Source organism: Streptomyces sp. NPDC023541, from assembly GCF_055559995.1.
In genome coordinates this window covers 42,538-59,606 of sequence record NZ_JBVHJO010000025.1, presented here as the reverse complement: position 1 = coordinate 59,606, position 17,069 = coordinate 42,538, and the positions used below count along the sequence as shown (strand labels likewise).

Annotated in this window: 8 protein-coding genes; 7 read left to right on the top strand and 1 reads right to left on the bottom strand. The window is 74.0% G+C overall.

Going from position 1 to position 17,069, the window contains the following annotated elements; genetic code table 11:
- The first annotated feature begins 14 nt into the window (after positions 1–14).
- The 7 genes from ACZ3X1_RS34860 (at position 15) to ACZ3X1_RS34830 (ending at position 13,991) form a co-directional block, all read left to right on the top strand.
- Positions 15–1,364, top strand: coding sequence for an MFS transporter (locus ACZ3X1_RS34860; protein WP_467283234.1), 1,350 nt, complete (start codon positions 15–17; stop codon positions 1,362–1,364).
- A 70-nt stretch (positions 1,365–1,434) separates the two neighbouring features.
- The gene (locus ACZ3X1_RS34855) at positions 1,435–2,715 is read left to right on the top strand and encodes a condensation domain-containing protein (RefSeq protein WP_467283233.1); all 1,281 of its coding nucleotides are present in this window, start codon (positions 1,435–1,437) and stop codon (positions 2,713–2,715) included.
- Between the two features lie 529 nt (positions 2,716–3,244).
- A complete protein-coding gene (locus ACZ3X1_RS34850; RefSeq protein ID WP_467283231.1) occupies positions 3,245–6,421 on the top strand; it encodes a non-ribosomal peptide synthetase in 3,177 nt (1,058 codons plus the stop codon).
- Positions 6,421–8,334, top strand: coding sequence for a non-ribosomal peptide synthetase (locus tag ACZ3X1_RS34845; RefSeq protein ID WP_467283228.1), 1,914 nt, complete (start codon positions 6,421–6,423; stop codon positions 8,332–8,334). The genes ACZ3X1_RS34850 and ACZ3X1_RS34845 overlap by 1 nt, the downstream gene beginning before the upstream one ends.
- 1 nt (position 8,335) lies before the next feature.
- Positions 8,336–10,207 (top strand): non-ribosomal peptide synthetase, encoded by a 1,872-nt coding sequence (locus tag ACZ3X1_RS34840; RefSeq protein ID WP_467283226.1) that lies wholly within the window; start codon positions 8,336–8,338, stop codon positions 10,205–10,207.
- Complete coding sequence (locus ACZ3X1_RS34835; RefSeq protein WP_467283224.1) at positions 10,197–13,145, top strand: condensation domain-containing protein; 2,949 nt, start codon at positions 10,197–10,199, stop codon at positions 13,143–13,145. Before ACZ3X1_RS34840 ends, ACZ3X1_RS34835 begins: the two co-directional genes overlap by 11 nt.
- 105 nt (positions 13,146–13,250) lie before the next feature.
- Positions 13,251–13,991: a class I SAM-dependent DNA methyltransferase gene (locus ACZ3X1_RS34830; RefSeq protein WP_467283222.1), complete on the top strand. Its 741-nt coding sequence runs from the start codon at positions 13,251–13,253 to the stop codon at positions 13,989–13,991.
- Positions 13,992–14,069: 78 nt separating this feature from the next.
- On the opposite strand, the gene ACZ3X1_RS34825 is transcribed toward ACZ3X1_RS34830, so the two are convergent.
- Entirely contained in the window at positions 14,070–16,817 is a 2,748-nt protein-coding gene (locus tag ACZ3X1_RS34825) for a M4 family metallopeptidase (RefSeq protein WP_467283220.1), read from the bottom strand.
- Positions 16,818–17,069: the final 252 nt, after the last annotated feature.

The window sequence follows — 17,069 nt, the reverse complement described above, 5'->3', positions numbered from 1 at the left end:
TGAATGTCGTTCACATGTCCGACACAAACCGCGCCGCCACCGGTGGCACCGGTGGCCCCATGCGCTTGCGTGACTTCCGACTGCTCCTCGCGGGAGCCGCCACCGGACAGTTCGGTGCCCAGGTGACGCTGGTGGCACTGCCCCTCGTAGCCGTCCTCGAACTCGACGCCCCCGCCTTTCAGGTGGGCCTCCTGACCGCAGCGGAGACCGCCGCCTTCCTGCTCGTCGGGCTGCCCGCCGGGGCACTCACCGACCGCATGCGCAAACGGCCCCTGATGATCCGGGCGGACCTGGTGCGTGCCGTGGCCATGGCGAGCATCCCCGCCGCCGCGCTCGCCGACGCCCTGACCATGGCCCAGCTCTACGCCGTCGCGCTCGTGACCGGCGTGGCGACCGTGTTCTTCGACGTCGCCCACCAGAGCTACCTGCCGCACATCCTGCACCGCGACCAACTCGTGGCAGGCAACGGCGCGCTGGAGACGGTCCGTTCCACCGCCCACGTCACCGGCCCCGGTATCGGCGGCGGACTCGTCCAGCTCGTCGGCGCGCAGTTCGCCGTCATCGTCGACGCCGTCGGCTACCTCCTCTCCGCCCTGTTCCTCCAGCGCATCGAGCGGGCCGAGGAAGCACCCGAACCCGCCGCCCCCGGGGCCTCGCTGCGCAAGGAGATCAGCGAGGGCGTCCGCTTCGTCTTCGGCCACCCCCTGCTCCGCGTCATCGCCCTCACCACCGGCCTCGCCAACCTCTGCACGGCCGTCCTCATGGCCACGCAGACCGTGCACCTCGTCCGCACCGTCGGACTGCGGGCCGGCGGGCTCGGGCTCGTGCTGTCCGCGTCGGCCGTGGGCGGGCTCCTCGGCGCCCTGTGCGCCGGCCGCCTCGCCGCACGGCTGGGACAGGCCCGGGTCATCCTCCTGTCCCTCCTGGTGACCGGCCCCTTCGCACTGCTGTGGCCCCTGTCCACACACGGTCTCGCCGGGGCGGCCCTCTTCGCCACCGGATCCGCGGTCGTCTCCTTCGGCGCCGTCGTCTACAACGTCGCCCAGGTCAGCTTCCGCCAAGGGATGTGCCCGCCGCGCCTGCTGGGCCGGATGAACGCCACCCTGCGCTTCCTCATGTGGGGCACCCTGCCGCTCGGCGCGCTCATCGGCGGAGCCCTCGCCCAGGCCTACGGATCGCGTACGGCCCTCGCCTGGTGCGCCGTCGGCATCCTCGCCGTGCCACTGCCGCTGCTGCTCTCCCCGCTGCGCCGGATGCGCGACCTCCCCGGTGCGCAGGACGAGGGCAGCGCCGACGGGACACCGCAGGACGCCGCCTCCCACGCCGGCCAGGACGAACGGCCTGCCCCCGCGCCCACCGGCTGACCACCGCCCCGCCACCACCGACCACACCGCCCCGCGCGGCCACGACCGCGGCCACGACGAAGAGGACCCCGTGCTCAGCATCACGAGTCAGTACCTGACCCGCTACCGGCGTCTCACCGCCGACCGGTCCGACGCCCTGCTGCCTGTCACCGGAGCACAGCGCCGCTTCATGCTGGTGCGGTCGCTGGACCCGGCGGGGCGCCCCGACGTGGTGCCCATGTTCTTCGCGTTCCCGTCCGGAACCATCGACCCCCTACGCCTGCGGGAAGCGGCCCACAGGCTCGCCGCACGGCACACCGCCCTGCGCTCGCGGCCCGCCGTCGTCCGGGGCACCCCCGTACTGCGCGTCGCCGCTCCCGACGACGCGGACGTCACCGTGATCCGGCCGGCCGCCGCACCCGGCGAGCCGGCAGCCGACGTGCTCCGCCGCGCACTCGCGTCCTGGGATCCGCAGGGTCCCCCCTTGCGGCTCTTCCTCGTACGCGACGAGGAGCGCGAGGAGGACGTCCTCGCCGTCGCCCTGGACCACGCCGTCTGCGACGGCCGTTCGCTGGCGCGGATCGTCGACGAGCTGGGCGCCGCCTACGGTGAGGAGGCCGCCGAACCCGGCGCCGCGGCGCAGGAGACGGCGGCCGAACTCGTCACCTATGAGGACGCCGTCCGGCGGCAACTCGCCGCCGAGGAACGAGCGGAGACGTCCGCCGCGGCCGCGTACTGGGCGGACCGGCTGCGCACGCTGCACACCCACGCCCCGGCACCCCGCCCCGCACGAGCGCCCGAGGGCGCGCCGCACAGCGGCGCCGCGCACGCCCTGCTGCCCGCACCCGACGGCGGCGGCTCCTTCCCCGGCCTCCTCGACGCCTGCCGTTCCGCGGCCCGCGAGCTGTACGGCCCGGACCGCACGGTCCCGCTCGGCTACCCGTGGGGCGGCCGTCCCGCGGGCGCGGAGCCGGTCATCGGCTGCTTCCTCAACACGCTCGTCTTCCCGGCCGACACCGGCCGCGGACCCGGCTCGCGGGCCACCGCCGACGCGTGGTGGGACGACCTCGACCGGGCCGACGTACCGTTCGACGCGGTCGTGACCGCCGTACGGTCCACCGGCTCGGGCTGGACCGGAGGCCTCGACGGACTCCTCACCGTGGACGACGACAGCCGCCGCCCGCCCCTCACCCTGGCCGGCGTCGAAGGACGGGAGGTCCACGTCGACGGCAGACCCGTCCGAGGTCCCTTCGCCGTCTCCGTCACCCAGGGAGCGGAGCTCCGCCTGCGGATGGTGTGGGACCGGGCGGTGGTCGACGACGAGACCGCGAACCGGGCGTTCGACGCGCTCACCGACGCCCTGCGCCCCTAGGACGTGCCTTCCGGATCTTGCCGGGCCCGCGCGGCCCGGCACCGCGCCCCGCCGCGTTGTCGGGACTCCCCGGTACGTCCGGTACGCGGGAGCGCCTCCGCCCTTGCGAAGCACGGCCCCGGACCACGCGGGCCCGCCGACAAGATCCGAAAGACGCGCCCCAGGTCGTGGCCGCAAAGGAGCGCCGATGCCACCGCGTTCCGCCACGCTGTCCTCGGTCGCCTTGCGATGCTTCCCCTCGGCCCCGCGGGCCCGGGAGGCCCCACGACACCGGCCGCCGCTCCCTCATCCGGCTGATCGGCAAGACATCGCACAGGGGGCCCACACCCCGCCCCGCCGAGCGCCCCGCCGGACGCGGCAACCGCACACCGGCCCTCGCCCGGCCCCGCGCCCCCGCGCTTCCCCCCACAGCATCCCCGCACGTCCGAACGGCACCGCGCGACCCGCGAAGCCGCCCGTACGACCGCCGGACACGACCGTGACCGGCACCGGAAACCGGAAACCGACCCGACAACCTCAGGGATCGCCCATGCTTCCCCTCTCCTCCTCGCAGGAGATCGTCTGGCTGCACGAGCAGATGCAGCCCGGCAGCCGCGCCTACAACTTCACCGCCTCACTCGACCTGTGGGGCACCCTCGACGCCGAAGCCCTGCGCCGCGGGCTCGCCGCCACCCTGGCACGCCATGCCGGCCTGCGGCTCGAACTCGTCGCCCCCAACGGTTCCGTACCGCAGCAGCGGGTCGCGGAGCACTGCTCGCCGAGGCTGCACACCGTCGACCTCAGCACGGCGGACGACCCCGAGGCGGCGTTCGCCCGCCTCCTGCGCACCGAGGCCGAGACACCGCTCGACACCTCCGAGGCACCGCTGATCCGCTGGACGCTCGTCCGGCTGGCCGAGCGCCACCACCGGCTGGTCCACGTCGAGCACCACCTGATCCACGACGGCCACTCCTTCGCGATCCTGCTCGACGACGTCTTCCGCGTCTACCGCGCCCACGTCCTCGGCGAGACCCTGGAGCTCCCGGCCGCCTCCTCGTACGCGGACCACGTCCAGGAACGGGCCCGGGCCGCCTACGCCCCCGAATCGCTCGACTTCTGGCGGGCCGAACTGCGCGACCAGCAGCACGACCTGCCGCTGCCCGGCGTGACGCGCCCCGGCGCCCGCCGCAGGCACCACGGCGGACAGCTGCGCCAGACCATCGGCGCCGACCTCGCCGAACGCCTGCGCGGACACGCCCGTACCCGCGGCCTCACCCCCTTCTCCACGCTCCTCGGGCTCTTCGCGGAGCTCCTGCGCCGGCACAGCGGCCGCTCCCGCATGGTCATCGGCACCGCCGTCGGCAACCGCCCCCTCGGCTACGAGGACGCCGTGGGCATGTTCGTCAACACCATCCCGCTGCCGCTCACCCTGGACGCCGCCGCCCCCGCCCAGGACACCATGGACGAGGTCACCGACACCCTCATCCGTGCCCTTCCGCACCAGGACGTACCGGTCCAGGAACTGACCCGAGCACTCGGCATGCACACCTCCGGCGCCGACAACCCGCTCTTCTCCGTCATGTTCAGCGCCCACGACGCGCCCCTGCCCGAGATCGACGTACCCGGCCTCGACATCACGCTCTTCGAGGGCTTCAACACCGGTACCACCCGCTTCGACCTCGACGTGGTCCTGCTCCCGGACGACCGGCGCGGCGTCACCCCGCGCCACGGCGCGCCCGGCATGACCCTCGTCTGGGACTACGACGCGGACCTCTTCGGCGAGGACGTCGCCCGGCTGCTCTCCGGGCGCTTCCTGGACCTGCTGCGCGCCTACCTCCACAGCCCCGAGACCCCGCTGGCCGATCTCGACCCGGCGGCCACGGAGCCGGCCGCCGAGCCCGTACGCGTCCCGGCCGGCCGCGATCCACTGGATCCCGTGGCCGCACACCACCCGTCGCTGCCGGCCCTGCTGTGCGGCGCCCGCCGTCTGACCTACGGCGAACTCGACGCCCGGGTCGCCTCGCTCGCCGAGCGCCTGAAGGCCGCCGGTGTCACCCCCGGCCGGCCGGTGGCCGTGGTCCTGCCCCGCGGGACCGAATCCGTCGTCGCCCTGCTCGCCTGCCTGCGCACCGGCGCCGTCTACTGCCCGCTGTCCCCGTCCGATCCGCCGGCCCGGCTCGGCCTGCTGCTGGAACGGCTCGCGCCGGCGCTCGTCCTCACCGGCGACGGCACCCCGGCCCTGCCGGACGCACTGCCGACCGCCCGGATCGACGCCCCGGTACTGCCCCCGGCGCGCGACGGCGCCGTACTTGACGGCACCGCGTACGTCATCCACACCTCCGGCTCCACCGGAACCCCCAAGCCGGTCGCCGTCGGCCCCGCCGCCCTGGTGCACCACATGACGGCGGCCGCCGACCGGTTCGGCCTCATCACCTCGGACCGGGTGCTGATGTTCGCCCAGCCGTCCTTCGACGTGGCGCTGGAGGAAGTGCTGCCCACCCTGTACGCAGGCGGCTGCCTGGTCCTGCCCGAGCACGAGGTGCCCACCGGCGCCGAACTCACCGAACTGCTCGCCGCGGCCCGGGTCACCGTCGCCAACCTGCCCACCAGCTACTTCCTCGCCACCCGCGAGGATTTGCGTCCCGCCCTGCGTGACGAGCGCTGGACGCCCCGGCTCCTGGTCCTCGGCGGCGAGCGCCTTCCCGTGGAGGCACTGCGCGGCATCCTCGCCGACACCGACGCCACCGTCCTCAACGCCTACGGCGTCACGGAGGCGGCCATCACCTCGACCGTCCACGAGATCTCCCGCGACGCCCTCGTCGAGGGCGCCGAGATCCCCCTGGGCACCGAGCTCCCGGGCGAGCGGATCCACGTACTCGACGCCCACCACCGCCCGCTGCCGGCCGGCGCGGTCGGCGAACTCGCCGTCGCCGGACCCGGCCTCGCCGAGGGCTACGCGGGCAACGAGGAGGTGACCGCGGCCCGGTTCGTCACTGTCGACGCCCTCGACGGGCAGCGCGTCTACCTCACCGGCGACCTCGGCTACCGCGGTCTGGACGGCCTGCTGTACTTCCTCGGGCGGCGCGACAACCAGATCAAACTGCGCGGTCACCGCATCGAACTGGAGGAAATCGAGGCCGCGGCGTCCGCGGTGCTGGGCGGCCGGTCCTGCGCCGTCGTACTGGACCGGCAAGGCCCCGGCGGCCCGAGGCTCGTCGGCTTCCTCGAAGACGGGGCCGACGGCGAGGACTTCGACGAGAAGGAACTCCACGCCGAGCTGGGCCGCCGCCTGCCCGGCCCCCTCGTGCCCGCCCGCTGGGCCTCGCTCGGGAGCATGCCGACCCTTCCCGGCGGCAAGCCCGACCGTACGGCGCTGTCCCGCCGGGCTGCGGAGCTCGACGCCGGCGATGCGGGTGATGCGGGTGACACCGGCGAGTCCGAGGCCGGAACCGGCTCGGAGGGCTCGCCCGCGGCCACCGCCGCGTCCGACGACCCGATGACGGCGCTGCTCACGCAGGGCTGGAGCAAGGTCCTCGGCCACAGCCGGATAAACGCCCGTTCCCACTTCTTCCACAGCGGAGGCCATTCCCTGCTGGCCGCCGAGCTGGCCGCCTGGCTGGAGCCCCGGCTGGGCGCGCGCCCGCCGCTGCGGGTGCTCTTCCGCAACCCAGTCCTCGCCGACCAGGCCGAAGCCCTCGCCGCCACCGCCCTTTCCACGGAGTCGTGATGACCCAGTCCCCGACCGCTCCTGCCGCACTCCTCGCCACGCCCCCCGACGCCGGCACCGTGCCGAGCGTCGCCCACGGGCCCCGCGCCGAACCGACCGGCGTGCTCGACCGCTTCGACGACTGGGCCCGCCTCGCCCCGCAGGCCCCGGCCGTGATCGACAGCGCCCGCATCTGGACGTACCAGGACCTCGACGAGGCGGCCGAGCAGGTCACCGCCGCCCTGGGCGACCGCGTCCGGCCCGGCGACCTGGTCGGCGTATGCCTCGACCGCTCCGCCGCCCTGGTGGTGACCGCCGTGGCGCTCGCCCGGATCGGCGCCGTCTACCTGCCGCTCGGCCCCCGCCCCGGTGAACGCCGTACCCAGGCCGTCACCGAGGACCTCGACGTCGCCTGCCTCATCGGCGACCCCGGGGTCCTGCCCGAGGGGCACCGCGGCGGGGAGCACCTCCCGCTGCCGCTGCCCACCGCCGGTGTCAACGCCCCCGCCGCCGTCGTCGCGGCCTTCACCCAGTGCGCCCGCGGCACCCGGCGCGCTCCCGAGAACGCCCTGTACGCCGTCCTGACCTCCGGTTCCACCGGCCGCCCCAAGGCGGTCGCCGTTGCCGAGACCTCCCTCTCCGTCGCCCTCGACTGGTACCGGGCCGAGACCGGTCTCGCACCGGGCGACCGCCAGTCCCTCCTGATCGGCGTCGCGTTCGACCCGCACCTGCTGGAACTGTGGGCCGCCCTGACCTCGGGAGCCGCCCTCGTCCCGGCGCCGGACGACACCCGCTGGGACTCGCACGTACTCACCGACTGGTGGCGTGAGCGCGCCCTCACGCACGCCGTCGCGGCCACCCCGACCGTCGAACCGCTCCTGGACCGGCCCTGGCCGCAGGACCTGAAGCTCCGCCACCTCGTCGTCGGCGGCGACCGCATGCGCCGCCGCCCCGGCACCGATGTCACCGCCACGGTCCACAACGCCTACGGCCCCGCGGAAGCCACCGTCGTCACCACCACCCACACCATGCGCAACACCGACCCGGACGCCGGCGAGCAGGCGCCGCCGCCCATCGGCACCGCGCTGCCGGGCGTCACCCTCGTCGTCACGGACGACGACGGGCGCCCCGTCCCCCGTGGTCAGGACGGTGAGCTTCGCGTCGGCGGCCACTGCCTGGCCCTCGGCTACCTCGACCCCGAACTCACCGCGCGCCGGTTCACCGCACCCCCGCAGGAGCCGGAGCTGGCCTCGGTCGACCGCCTCTACCGCACCGGCGACCGGGTACGGATGAACGCCGACGGCAGCCTGGACTTCCTCGGCCGCCTCGACGACCAGGTGAAGATCAGCGGCGTGCGCATCGAACCCGCCGAGGTGGAAGCCGCCTTCGAACACGACCCGCGGGTACGCAGCGCCGTCGTCACCGTGCTGCGCGACAGCTCCGGCCACGGCCGTCTCGTCGCACACCTGCGGCTCGCCGACGGCGCCGAACCGGTCACCGGGGAGCTCCTCGACGCGGTCCGTGCCTGGCTCCCCGAGCAGGCCGTGCCCGGCACCGTACGGATCGTCGACGGCTTCCCGCTCGACGCCAACGGCAAGGTGGACCGGCCCGCCCTGGTGGCCGCCGTACCGGCGCCCGTGGCGCCCGGGACCACCCCCGAGGACGAGCACGCCGACACCGGGGCCACCGCCACCGCCACCGAACGACTCGTGCTGGCGACCGTACGCGACCTCCTGGGCCGCCCCGGCACCGGCCTCGGCGACAACTTCAGCGACGCCGGCGGCACCTCCATCATCGCCGCACGGCTGCTGGCAACCGTCGAACGCGAGACGGGAGTACGCCTGCGCGCTCCCGAGCTGCTGCGCAGCACCGACCTGCGCGCCTTCGCCGCCCTCCTCGACCAGCGCCGGACCCCGCAGCCGGCAGGAGCCTGACATGACACTCACCATCCCGAAGCCCGCCGAGCCGCAGCCTACCGACGCGCAGCCCGCCGGTCCGCAGGCCACCGATCCGGCGAAGGGCACCGCCCTGCCCGCACTCGTCGCACGGCACGCCGCCCGCACCCCCGACGCCCTCGCCGTCGTGGACGGCGACACCACCCTCACCTACGGCCGCCTCCTCCAGGCCGGCCACGCCCTCGCGGCACGACTGCGCCGACACGACGTGACCCGCGGCGACCGGGTGGCGCTGCTGACGGCCCGTTCGTCCCGCACGGTCGTGGCCCAGCTCGGCCTGTGGCTGGCCGGAGCCGTGTGCGTACCGCTCGATCCCGCCCAGCCCCGGCCGCGTACCGAGGCGATGATCGCCGACGCGGAAGTGACGCTCACCGTCGGCGACGCGAAACTGCTGGACGCGGCCGCACTCCCCGGCCGCGTCCTCGTCCTGCCCGAGGAGCCGCTCACGTACGGCCTGCCGGCCGACGAGTCCGACCCGGACGGCCCGGCGTTCATCATGTTCACCTCCGGCTCGACAGGCCGCCCCAAGGGCGTCCTGGTGCCGCACCGTGCCATCGCCGAGCTGGTCACGGCACCCGACTACGTCACCCTCACCGGCCGCGACCGCGTGCTGTTCCACTCGCCCATGACCTTCGACGCCTCGACGTTCGAAGTCTGGGCCGCGCTCGCCAACGGCGCCGCGGTCGTCGTCTGCACCGAGCAGCGGCCCACCCTGGAGGACCTCGCCCGGCACGTCGAGCGGCACGGCGTGACCGTGGCGTTCTTCACCACGGCCCTCTTCCACCAGCTCGCCGCGCGCCGCTCCCGCGTCTTCGCCCAGCTCCGCTCGGTCGTCGTGGGCGGCGAGGCGATGGCCGCCGCGCAGGCCCGCGAGGTCCTCACCGCTTTCCCCTGGCTGGAACTCGTCAACGGCTACGGGCCGACCGAGACGACCACCTTCGCCACCGCCCACCGGGTCACCGAGCAGGACTGCGCGGGGCCGATACCCATCGGCAGGCCCATCTGCGGGGCCACGGCGCACATCTTGGACGCCGACGGCCACCCCGTGGCCGACGGGGACCGGGGCGAGCTGTGGATCGGCGGCAGCAGGCTCGCCCACGGCTACACGGGCCTGCCCGAACTCACCGCCGAACGGTTCGTCGAACACCCCGCCGCCGGCCGGCGGCTCTACCGCACGGGCGACGTCGTCTCCCTGCGCCCCGACGGCGTCCTGCAGTTCCACGGCCGCAACGACGACCAGGTGAAGGTCCGCGGCTTCCGCATCGAACCCGCCGAGGTCGAGCACGTCCTGCGTGAGCAGCCGGACGTCGACGACGCCGCCGTCACCGTCGACGGCGCCGGCACCCCCGAAGCGCGCCTCGTCGCGTTCGTCGTCGCCGCGCCCGGCCCCGTACCTCCCGGCACGGCGCTGCGCGAACGGCTCACCGCGCTCCTGCCCGCCCACCTCGTACCCGACGCGGTCACCGTGCTGGACCGGCTTCCCCTCACCCCGGCCGGCAAGGTCGACCGGCGCGCGCTCACCGCCCGCGCACACGCCGCCGAAAGCCGGCCCACCGGCGAGCCGGCGCCGCGCATGACACCGCTGGAGCAGGCCGTCGCCGAGGTGTGGAGCCGGGCCCTGGGCACCGAGGTGACACACGCCGACGCCGAGTTCCTCCTCATCGGCGGACATTCGCTCCTCGCCCTCGTCGTCACCGAGGACCTGCGCGAGGAACTCGGCGTGGAGATCTCCCTCGCCGACTTCTTCGCCGCGCCGACCGTCGCCGCCCAGGCCGCGCTGGTCGAAAGCGCCCTCCTGGCCGCCCACGCGGACCTCCACCCCGACACCCCGGAGCACAGCGATGCCCACTGACGCCGACTCCGCGTCCCTCGACCGCCGACAGCAACTCCAGCAGGAACTGCTGCGCCGGGCCCGCGCCGGTACCGCCCGTGCCACGACGACCGCCGAACCCGCCACCGGCGCGAGCACCGGCCGGGAAGACCGCGCACCGCAGTCCGAGTGCGTTCCCCTCTCCCGCGCGCAGCGCCGTATGTGGCTGATGGAGCGGCTCGGCGGCACGGGCGACTCGTACCACGTACCGTTCGCCACCCGTGTGCGCGGCCCGTTCGACGTGGCCGCGTTCGCCACCGCCCTCACCTCCCTGGTGGCCCGGCACGCCATCCTGCGCACCCGCTACACCGAGCACGGGGGCGAGCCCTGCCAGGAGGTGCTGCCGACCCCGCGGACGGTCCCCGTGCACGTCGTCGACACCGACGAGGCGCAGGCCCCGGAGCTGCTGCGGCGCGAGACGGCCCGGCCGTTCGACCTCGCGGCCGGCGACGCCGTACGAGCGCTCGTCCTGCGCCACGGACCGACGGACCACACCCTGCTGTTGACGTTCCACCACATCGCCGTTGACGGAGCTTCGTTGGAGACCGTGGCCGCCGAACTCGCCGACCTCTACACGGCGGCCACCGGCGGAACGCCCCGGCACACCCTCACCGCAGCGCCGCAGTACGCCGACCACGCGCGCCGCGAGCACGACGGCCTGTCCGGCTTCGAGGAGGAACTGGAGCGCTGGAGCGAGCTGCTGGCCGACGCCGAACCTCCGCGCCTGCCCCGGCCGGCGGCGCCCGCACCGCACACCACCGGGCGCCCGGCGGCCGTACGCACCGTGCCCCTCACGCCCACCGTGCCCGACGCCCTGCGGACACTGGGCGCACAGCGGCAGGCCACGCTCTTCGCGGTGTCGCTCACCGCGGCCTTCGCCGCCCTGCACCGCCTCACCGGCGACGACGACCTCGTCATCGGCGTGGCGGGCACCCACCGCAGCGGAACGGCCATGCGCGGCCTGGTCGGCCTCTGCGTCAACACCCTGCCCGTACGGGTGGACCTCTCCGGCGCCCCGTCCTTCACCCAGCTGCTGCGCCGCGTGGGCGACGCGCTCCTCGAAGCCCAGCAGCACCGGCACATCCCCTTCGACCTCGTCCTCGAACGCCTCGGCGCCGGGGTCCGCGGCGCCGACGGCACCGCACTGGTCCGCGTCACCTCCGACGTCCTCGGCGAGCCGACGGTGCTGCGGCTGCCGGGTACGTCGGCCGAGTACGTCGACCTCCCCTCCGACGGCGCGAAGTTCAGCCTCTCCTACGGCTTGGACCTGGGCGACCCGGCACAGCCCCGGGCCCTCGTGCAGTACGACGCCCACACCCTGGACGACACCGCGGCGGAGGCGGCCGTACGGGACTACGCGGCCCTGCTCCACGCGGTGGCCGCCGACCCGGAACTCACCCTGGACCCGCTGCCTCCGGCCGGGCCGAACGACACCTCCCCGGCCCAGAGTCCCCCCGCCAGTGACCGTCACCCGGCCGCGGAGGCCCTCCGCGCCCACCCGATGGTCGCCGACGCCACGGTGGTCCAGCCCGAGCAGGGGCCGGCCGTGGCCTACGCCGTCCTGAAGGACAGCGCCGGCCCGTCCGGCCACGAACTCCTCGGTCTGCTGCGCCGCACGCTCGCACCCGAGGCCGTACCCGCGGCGGTCACCCTGCTCGACGCGCTGCCGCGCACGGCCGCCGGGCCGGCGGACCACGCCCGGCTGCCCGGGCGGCCCTCGACGCCCCACGCCCCGTCCGGCGCACGGGCCCAAGCGGTCACGGAGGCGTTCGCCGCAGCGCTCGGCCTCCGCCCGTCGCCGGACGAGGACTTCTTCGCCCTCGGCGGTCACTCCCTCAAGGCCGTACAGCTCGCCGAACGGCTGCGCACGGACCTCGGACTGCCCCTCACGGGCCTCGACGTACTCCAGGCCCGCACCCCGCGGGCGCTGACCGCCCTCCTCGACGAACGGGCGGTACGGCAGAGCGCCGCGAAGACCGCGAGCCGGCCCGCCCCCCGCTCCCGGGACGTCCGCCCCGGCACAGTGCTGGTCACCGGTGCGACGGGCGGCGTCGGCGCGTTCGTGGTGCGTGAACTCGCCGCCCGGGGACGCCCCGTGCTGGCGCTGGCCCGGCCCGAGTCCGCCCACCTGATCGCCACCGACGGCGTCGACGTGATCGAGGGCGACCTCACCGACCTGGCCGGGCTGCGGGACGCCGTCGCGCAGTCGGACGCGGTCGTCCACGCCGCCTGCACCTTCACCCGGCACGACGTGGACCTGGCGGCGATGGAGACGATGGTCGACGCGTGGCGGCGCGGCCCGTTCGTCTTCGTCAGCAGCGTCGACGCCTACGGGCATCCCGCGACGGCCCGGGTCGCCGAGGAGTCGGCGTCCCACGAGCCCGTCAGCCCGTACGGAAAGGCCAAACTCGACTGCGAGGCCATCCTCCTGCGCGCAGCCGGGACCGAAGGGCGCGGCGGCGCCAGCTCCGTACGGTCACCGATCGTCTGGGGCGCCCACGACCGGCTCCGCGAACAGCTGCGCTGGGGCGCCCTCGGCACGCTCTACCAGGCCGCCGAGCAGGGCCGGCCGATCGAACTGCCCCGCCCCGGTACCGGCGGGCACGCCTGGTACGGAGCCGCCTGGGTGCACGCGGCGGCCCTGGCCCGCGCGGTGTCCGAATGCCTGGACCGGCCCGTGCACGGAGTCGCCAACGCGTGCAGCGGCCACGTCTCCTGGCACGACCTCGCCCACGACCTCACGGAACTGCTCGGCACCCGAGCGGACCTCCGCGAGACCGACGCGGTACCGCGGGACCTCGACCACCGCTGGCACTACGACAGCACACGCCTGGCCCGCCCCCTGCGTCCCCGGCCGCACGAGGACCGTCGCACCGTCCTGGCAGAGATGATCACTGCCACGACACCGGCCCACGCCTGACCACCGCCTGCGCCCGGAGCAACCCCAACGCACTCCGGGCGCAGCCGCGGCCGCGGTCGTAAACGGGTGGACGGCTCCCCGGCGGGCCGGGCAGAGTGGCCGCCCGTGACAAGCAGTGAGCTTTGGACCTCCGCGACCGCCGACCGCTACGACGCCGAGGAGAGCGAGATGTCATCGACCGCTGTTCTCGGTCCGACTCTCGCCTTCCTCGCCGAACTTGCCGGAGAAGGCCGGGCATTGGAGTTCGCCATCGGAACCGGAAGAGTGGGCGTCCCGCTCCGGGAACACGGCGTGCCCGTCGTGGGAATCGAACTGTCCGAGCACATGGCAGCGGTCCTACGGCGCAAGACCGACGAGGACGTGCTCCCGGTCGCCATCGGAGACATGGCCACGACCGTCGTCCCCGGCGAGTTCACCCTGGTCTATCTCGTCTACAACACGATCACGAACCTTCTCACGCAGGACGAGCAGGTCGAGTGCTTCCGCAACGCCGCGCGTCACCTGGCGCCCGGCGGCCGGTTCGTCATCGAGCTCGGCGTGCCGCCACTGCGCTTCCTGCCGCCCGGGCAGGTCGCGGTGCCCTTCGACGTCTCCGAAGGGCATCTCGGCTTCGACACCTTCAACCTGGTCGAGCAGATCCTCGTCTCGCACCACCTCACCCGCGACGGCGGCGACGGCCGCTACCGCCGGGACAGCTCCCGGCACCGATACGCATGGCCGGCGGAGCTCGACCTGATGGCGCGGATCGCGGGGCTCGAACTGGAACAGCGCGTCGCGGACTGGGACGGAGCGCCGTTCACCCAGGATTCCGCGAAGCACATCTCCGTGTGGCGCAAGCCGGCCTGAGGCTTCCTCCTGGTCTCCCGCGGGCACGCGAACGGGGCCGGCGGCGCAGCCGTCGGCCCCGTCCCTCAGAGATGGGGATCAGCAGGTGCCGGCCGGGCGTTCCCGGACCACCAGGTCGGTGGAGCCGGTGGTCGCGTCCAGCCAGGCCACCTGGCGGCCCGCGCCGGCCGCCGGGTAGTTCTGCTCACCGCGGTTGCAGGAGACCCGCTCGCGGCGGGAGCCGTCGGTGGTCAGCTGCCACAGCTTCGGCAGCGACTCGTTGCGGTACCGCGTGTCGGGCGTCCGGGCGACCAGGGTCAGCGCGTCCTGCGAGACCGTCAGGTCGGAGGCCATGAAGGCGCCCGGCTTGTGCTCGCTGCTGACGAGGAAGGCGCCGCGGCCGTCCAGGCCGGAACTGACGACCGACACCAGACCGCCGTCGTTCTCGTCGCCGTCCGCCAGCCAGAACACGTTCTTGCCGTTGATGCCGGTCTGGCCCAGGCTCACCGGCTCGTCGAGCTGCTCGGTCATGACCGCCTTGCCGGTGGCCAGGTCGACGACCTCCACGCCCAGCCGGTAGGAGTCGCCCTGCGGGTACAGCTTCGCGTAGGCGATCTTGTCGCCGCTGATGGAGGGGAGGGCGGTCAGGGTGTTCCACTTCTTCCCGTCGGTGAAGACGGGCGCCTTGTCGGTGGGCCGCATGTAGCCGACGTGCCGGCCGCCGAGGATGTCGTACTCCTCGAACACGACCGTGCCCTTCTCCACCCGCAGGCCCGCGACGCCGGTCGTCGAACTGTGGAGCGTCTTGACCGGGCCGCCCGCCACGGGGCGCGACAGGACGTCGACCGAGCTCGGGCCGTACGCCGTCCACACCACGGTCTTTCCGTCCGTCGCCGGGGCGGTGTGGTAGCGGCCGTCGTTGGGGCTGATCACCTTCGGCGCACCCTTGCCGTCCAGCCGGCCGGCGTAGACCGAGTAGGGCTCGGAGCCGTCGTCGTTGGACTTCGAGGCCGTCCACCAGCCGCCGCCCGCGCCGACCCCTGAGTCCGTGGTGTTCAGCGTCCCGATGAGGGTGTCGCTGTCGACGCCGAGGGCCTGCTCCCAGCCAGGGACGATGCCGTGCGCGTTGAACGAGCGCTTGACGGTGTTCTGCTGGCCGGAGGTCGCGCCCAGGGCCTTGGCAGCGGCGAGTACCGCGCCCCGGGCCTCGGTGAACCCGTCGATCGGCGTCATGTACTCGGTGACGGCCTTGTACACGATCTTGTCGGCGAGTTCCCCGCCCAGGTCCTCGCGCATGTCCCACAGCGCGCCGGAGAAGATCGTGGAGTTCAGGTGCACGCCGCCGTTGTCGGTGGCGAACGACACGCCCAGGAAGCTCTTCGAGGTCGTGGCCCCGTCGTTGAGGTCGCGCAGTGCGCAGTCGGCGGCGGCCTTCGTGCGGCACAGGTCCTCGCCGATCAGGCCGGCGGCCGGATCGCTCATCGGGGTGCCGCTCGCGGTGACGTCGATCGCGTTGCCGAAGTAGTCGGCCAGGGCCTCGTTCAGGGCGCCGGACTGGCCCGCGTAGACCAGGTTCGCCGTGTGCTCGATCACCCCGTGGGTCATCTCGTGGCCGACGACGTCGGTGTCGGCCGACATCGGCTTGAACTCCGCGTCGCCGTTGCCGTAGACCATCTTGGTGCCGTCCCAGAACGCGTTGGCGTAGGGCAGGCCGTAATAGGTCACGCCGACCAGGGAGTTGACGGGCCCGCCGGTCCCGTCGAGGCTGTCGCGCCCGAAGTTCTTCTTGTAGAAGTCGTAGACCTGGGCCGCGTTCCAGTGGGCGTCCACGGCTCCTGAGTCCGTCGCCGCGCCGCCGAAGGTGGTGTTGGGGGAGGAGAACATCGTGATGCCGGACGGCCACCTGCCCGACGTCTCCGACACCGACTTGCCCCGGGCGTCCCACGTGGCGAGCAGGCTCTTGGACGAAGTGCGCATCCGGCCCGCGTCCGCGAGGAGGTAGTTCCCGGCCGCCGGGTCGTAGGCGATGTCCAGCGAGGCCGCGGCGCCGCTCAGCCGGGCACCGGACCCGGTCTCCGGGACCAGGTTCGGGGGAGCGGCCGGCGATCCGTCCGCGGTCGCACCCTCTGCGGCCTGACCGGCCGTCCGCGCGGCGGCCGTCGGAGCCGCCAGCGTCTTCAGCGCGCTGTACTGCAGCGCCGGGTAGCCCGACCGGGCGTCCACGTACACCTCGTCCACGACCGGCGCGCCGGTGCCGGGCGCGGTGCCGCGTACCGTGACGCGGTAGGCGAGTACGCCGCCCCCCTTGGGCAGGACGACGAGCCCCTTGGCCTCGCCGGTCATGCCGGTGGCCGCCGGATCGCCCGACTCAGACCGCGGCGCCTGCCCCTTGTCGAGGGCCGCTCCCAGTCGGCGGGCCGTGGCGGCCACCGCGCGGCGGACCGCGACGTCCTCGGCGACCTGCGGGGTGACGTCGGTGCTCAGGGCCGTGAAGTAGTGCCCCGAGGTGCCGGTCACCACGCGCTTGCCGTCCTGCTTCTGCATGCGCACGACGTACTGGCCGCCCAGGACGTCTACTCCCCGGTGCTTCTGCTGCAGCCGGACCGTCTCGTCCTTGGACCCGGTGGCCGTCGCCGAGAGGGGGACGAGGTCGCTGGCCGCCCGCGGGATCCTGTAACGGCTCTTGTTCGCCGCGAGGTGTCCGCGGGCCGCGTCGGCCGGGGCGGCCTTGGCGTCCACGGACTCCCGTATGCCCTCGACGAGCACCGGGGTCGCGGTGTCCTGGCCGGGGAGGACGTTCGAGGGGCCGGGGTCCGCGGCCCATGCCGGCGAGGCCTGCAAGGTCATCGCGACGGCCAGCAGAACCGCGATTCCTCCGGCGGATCGGAGCTCTTTCCGCCATATCCGTCGTGCGGTCGGGGTCGCAGCCGTCGAACCTGCGCTGAACTTGGGCAAGGGGTCTCCTCAACCATGAGTGCCTGATGCGTTGCTGTGAGTCGCCGCCATGCAAGCGCCGCGGGCGGCTCGCGAACAGAGCCGGGGCCCCCTCAGAAGTGGCCATGCACAGTTGTGGGGGCGGTGTGAAGGCGGTCAAAATCC

What these genes read in the sequence shown, in the direction of transcription:
- ACZ3X1_RS34860 (WP_467283234.1), top strand. Translation starts at nt 15, where the DNA reads ATGTCCGACACAAACCGCGCCGCCACCGGTGGCACCGGTGGCCCCATG.
- ACZ3X1_RS34850 (WP_467283231.1), top strand. Translation starts at nt 3,245, where the DNA reads ATGCTTCCCCTCTCCTCCTCGCAGGAGATCGTCTGGCTGCACGAGCAG.
- ACZ3X1_RS34845 (WP_467283228.1), top strand. Translation starts at nt 6,421, where the DNA reads ATGACCCAGTCCCCGACCGCTCCTGCCGCACTCCTCGCCACGCCCCCC.
- ACZ3X1_RS34840 (WP_467283226.1), top strand. Translation starts at nt 8,336, where the DNA reads ATGACACTCACCATCCCGAAGCCCGCCGAGCCGCAGCCTACCGACGCG.
- ACZ3X1_RS34835 (WP_467283224.1), top strand. Translation starts at nt 10,197, where the DNA reads ATGCCCACTGACGCCGACTCCGCGTCCCTCGACCGCCGACAGCAACTC.
- ACZ3X1_RS34825 (WP_467283220.1), bottom strand. Translation starts at nt 16,817, where the DNA reads ATGACCTTGCAGGCCTCGCCGGCATGGGCCGCGGACCCCGGCCCCTCG.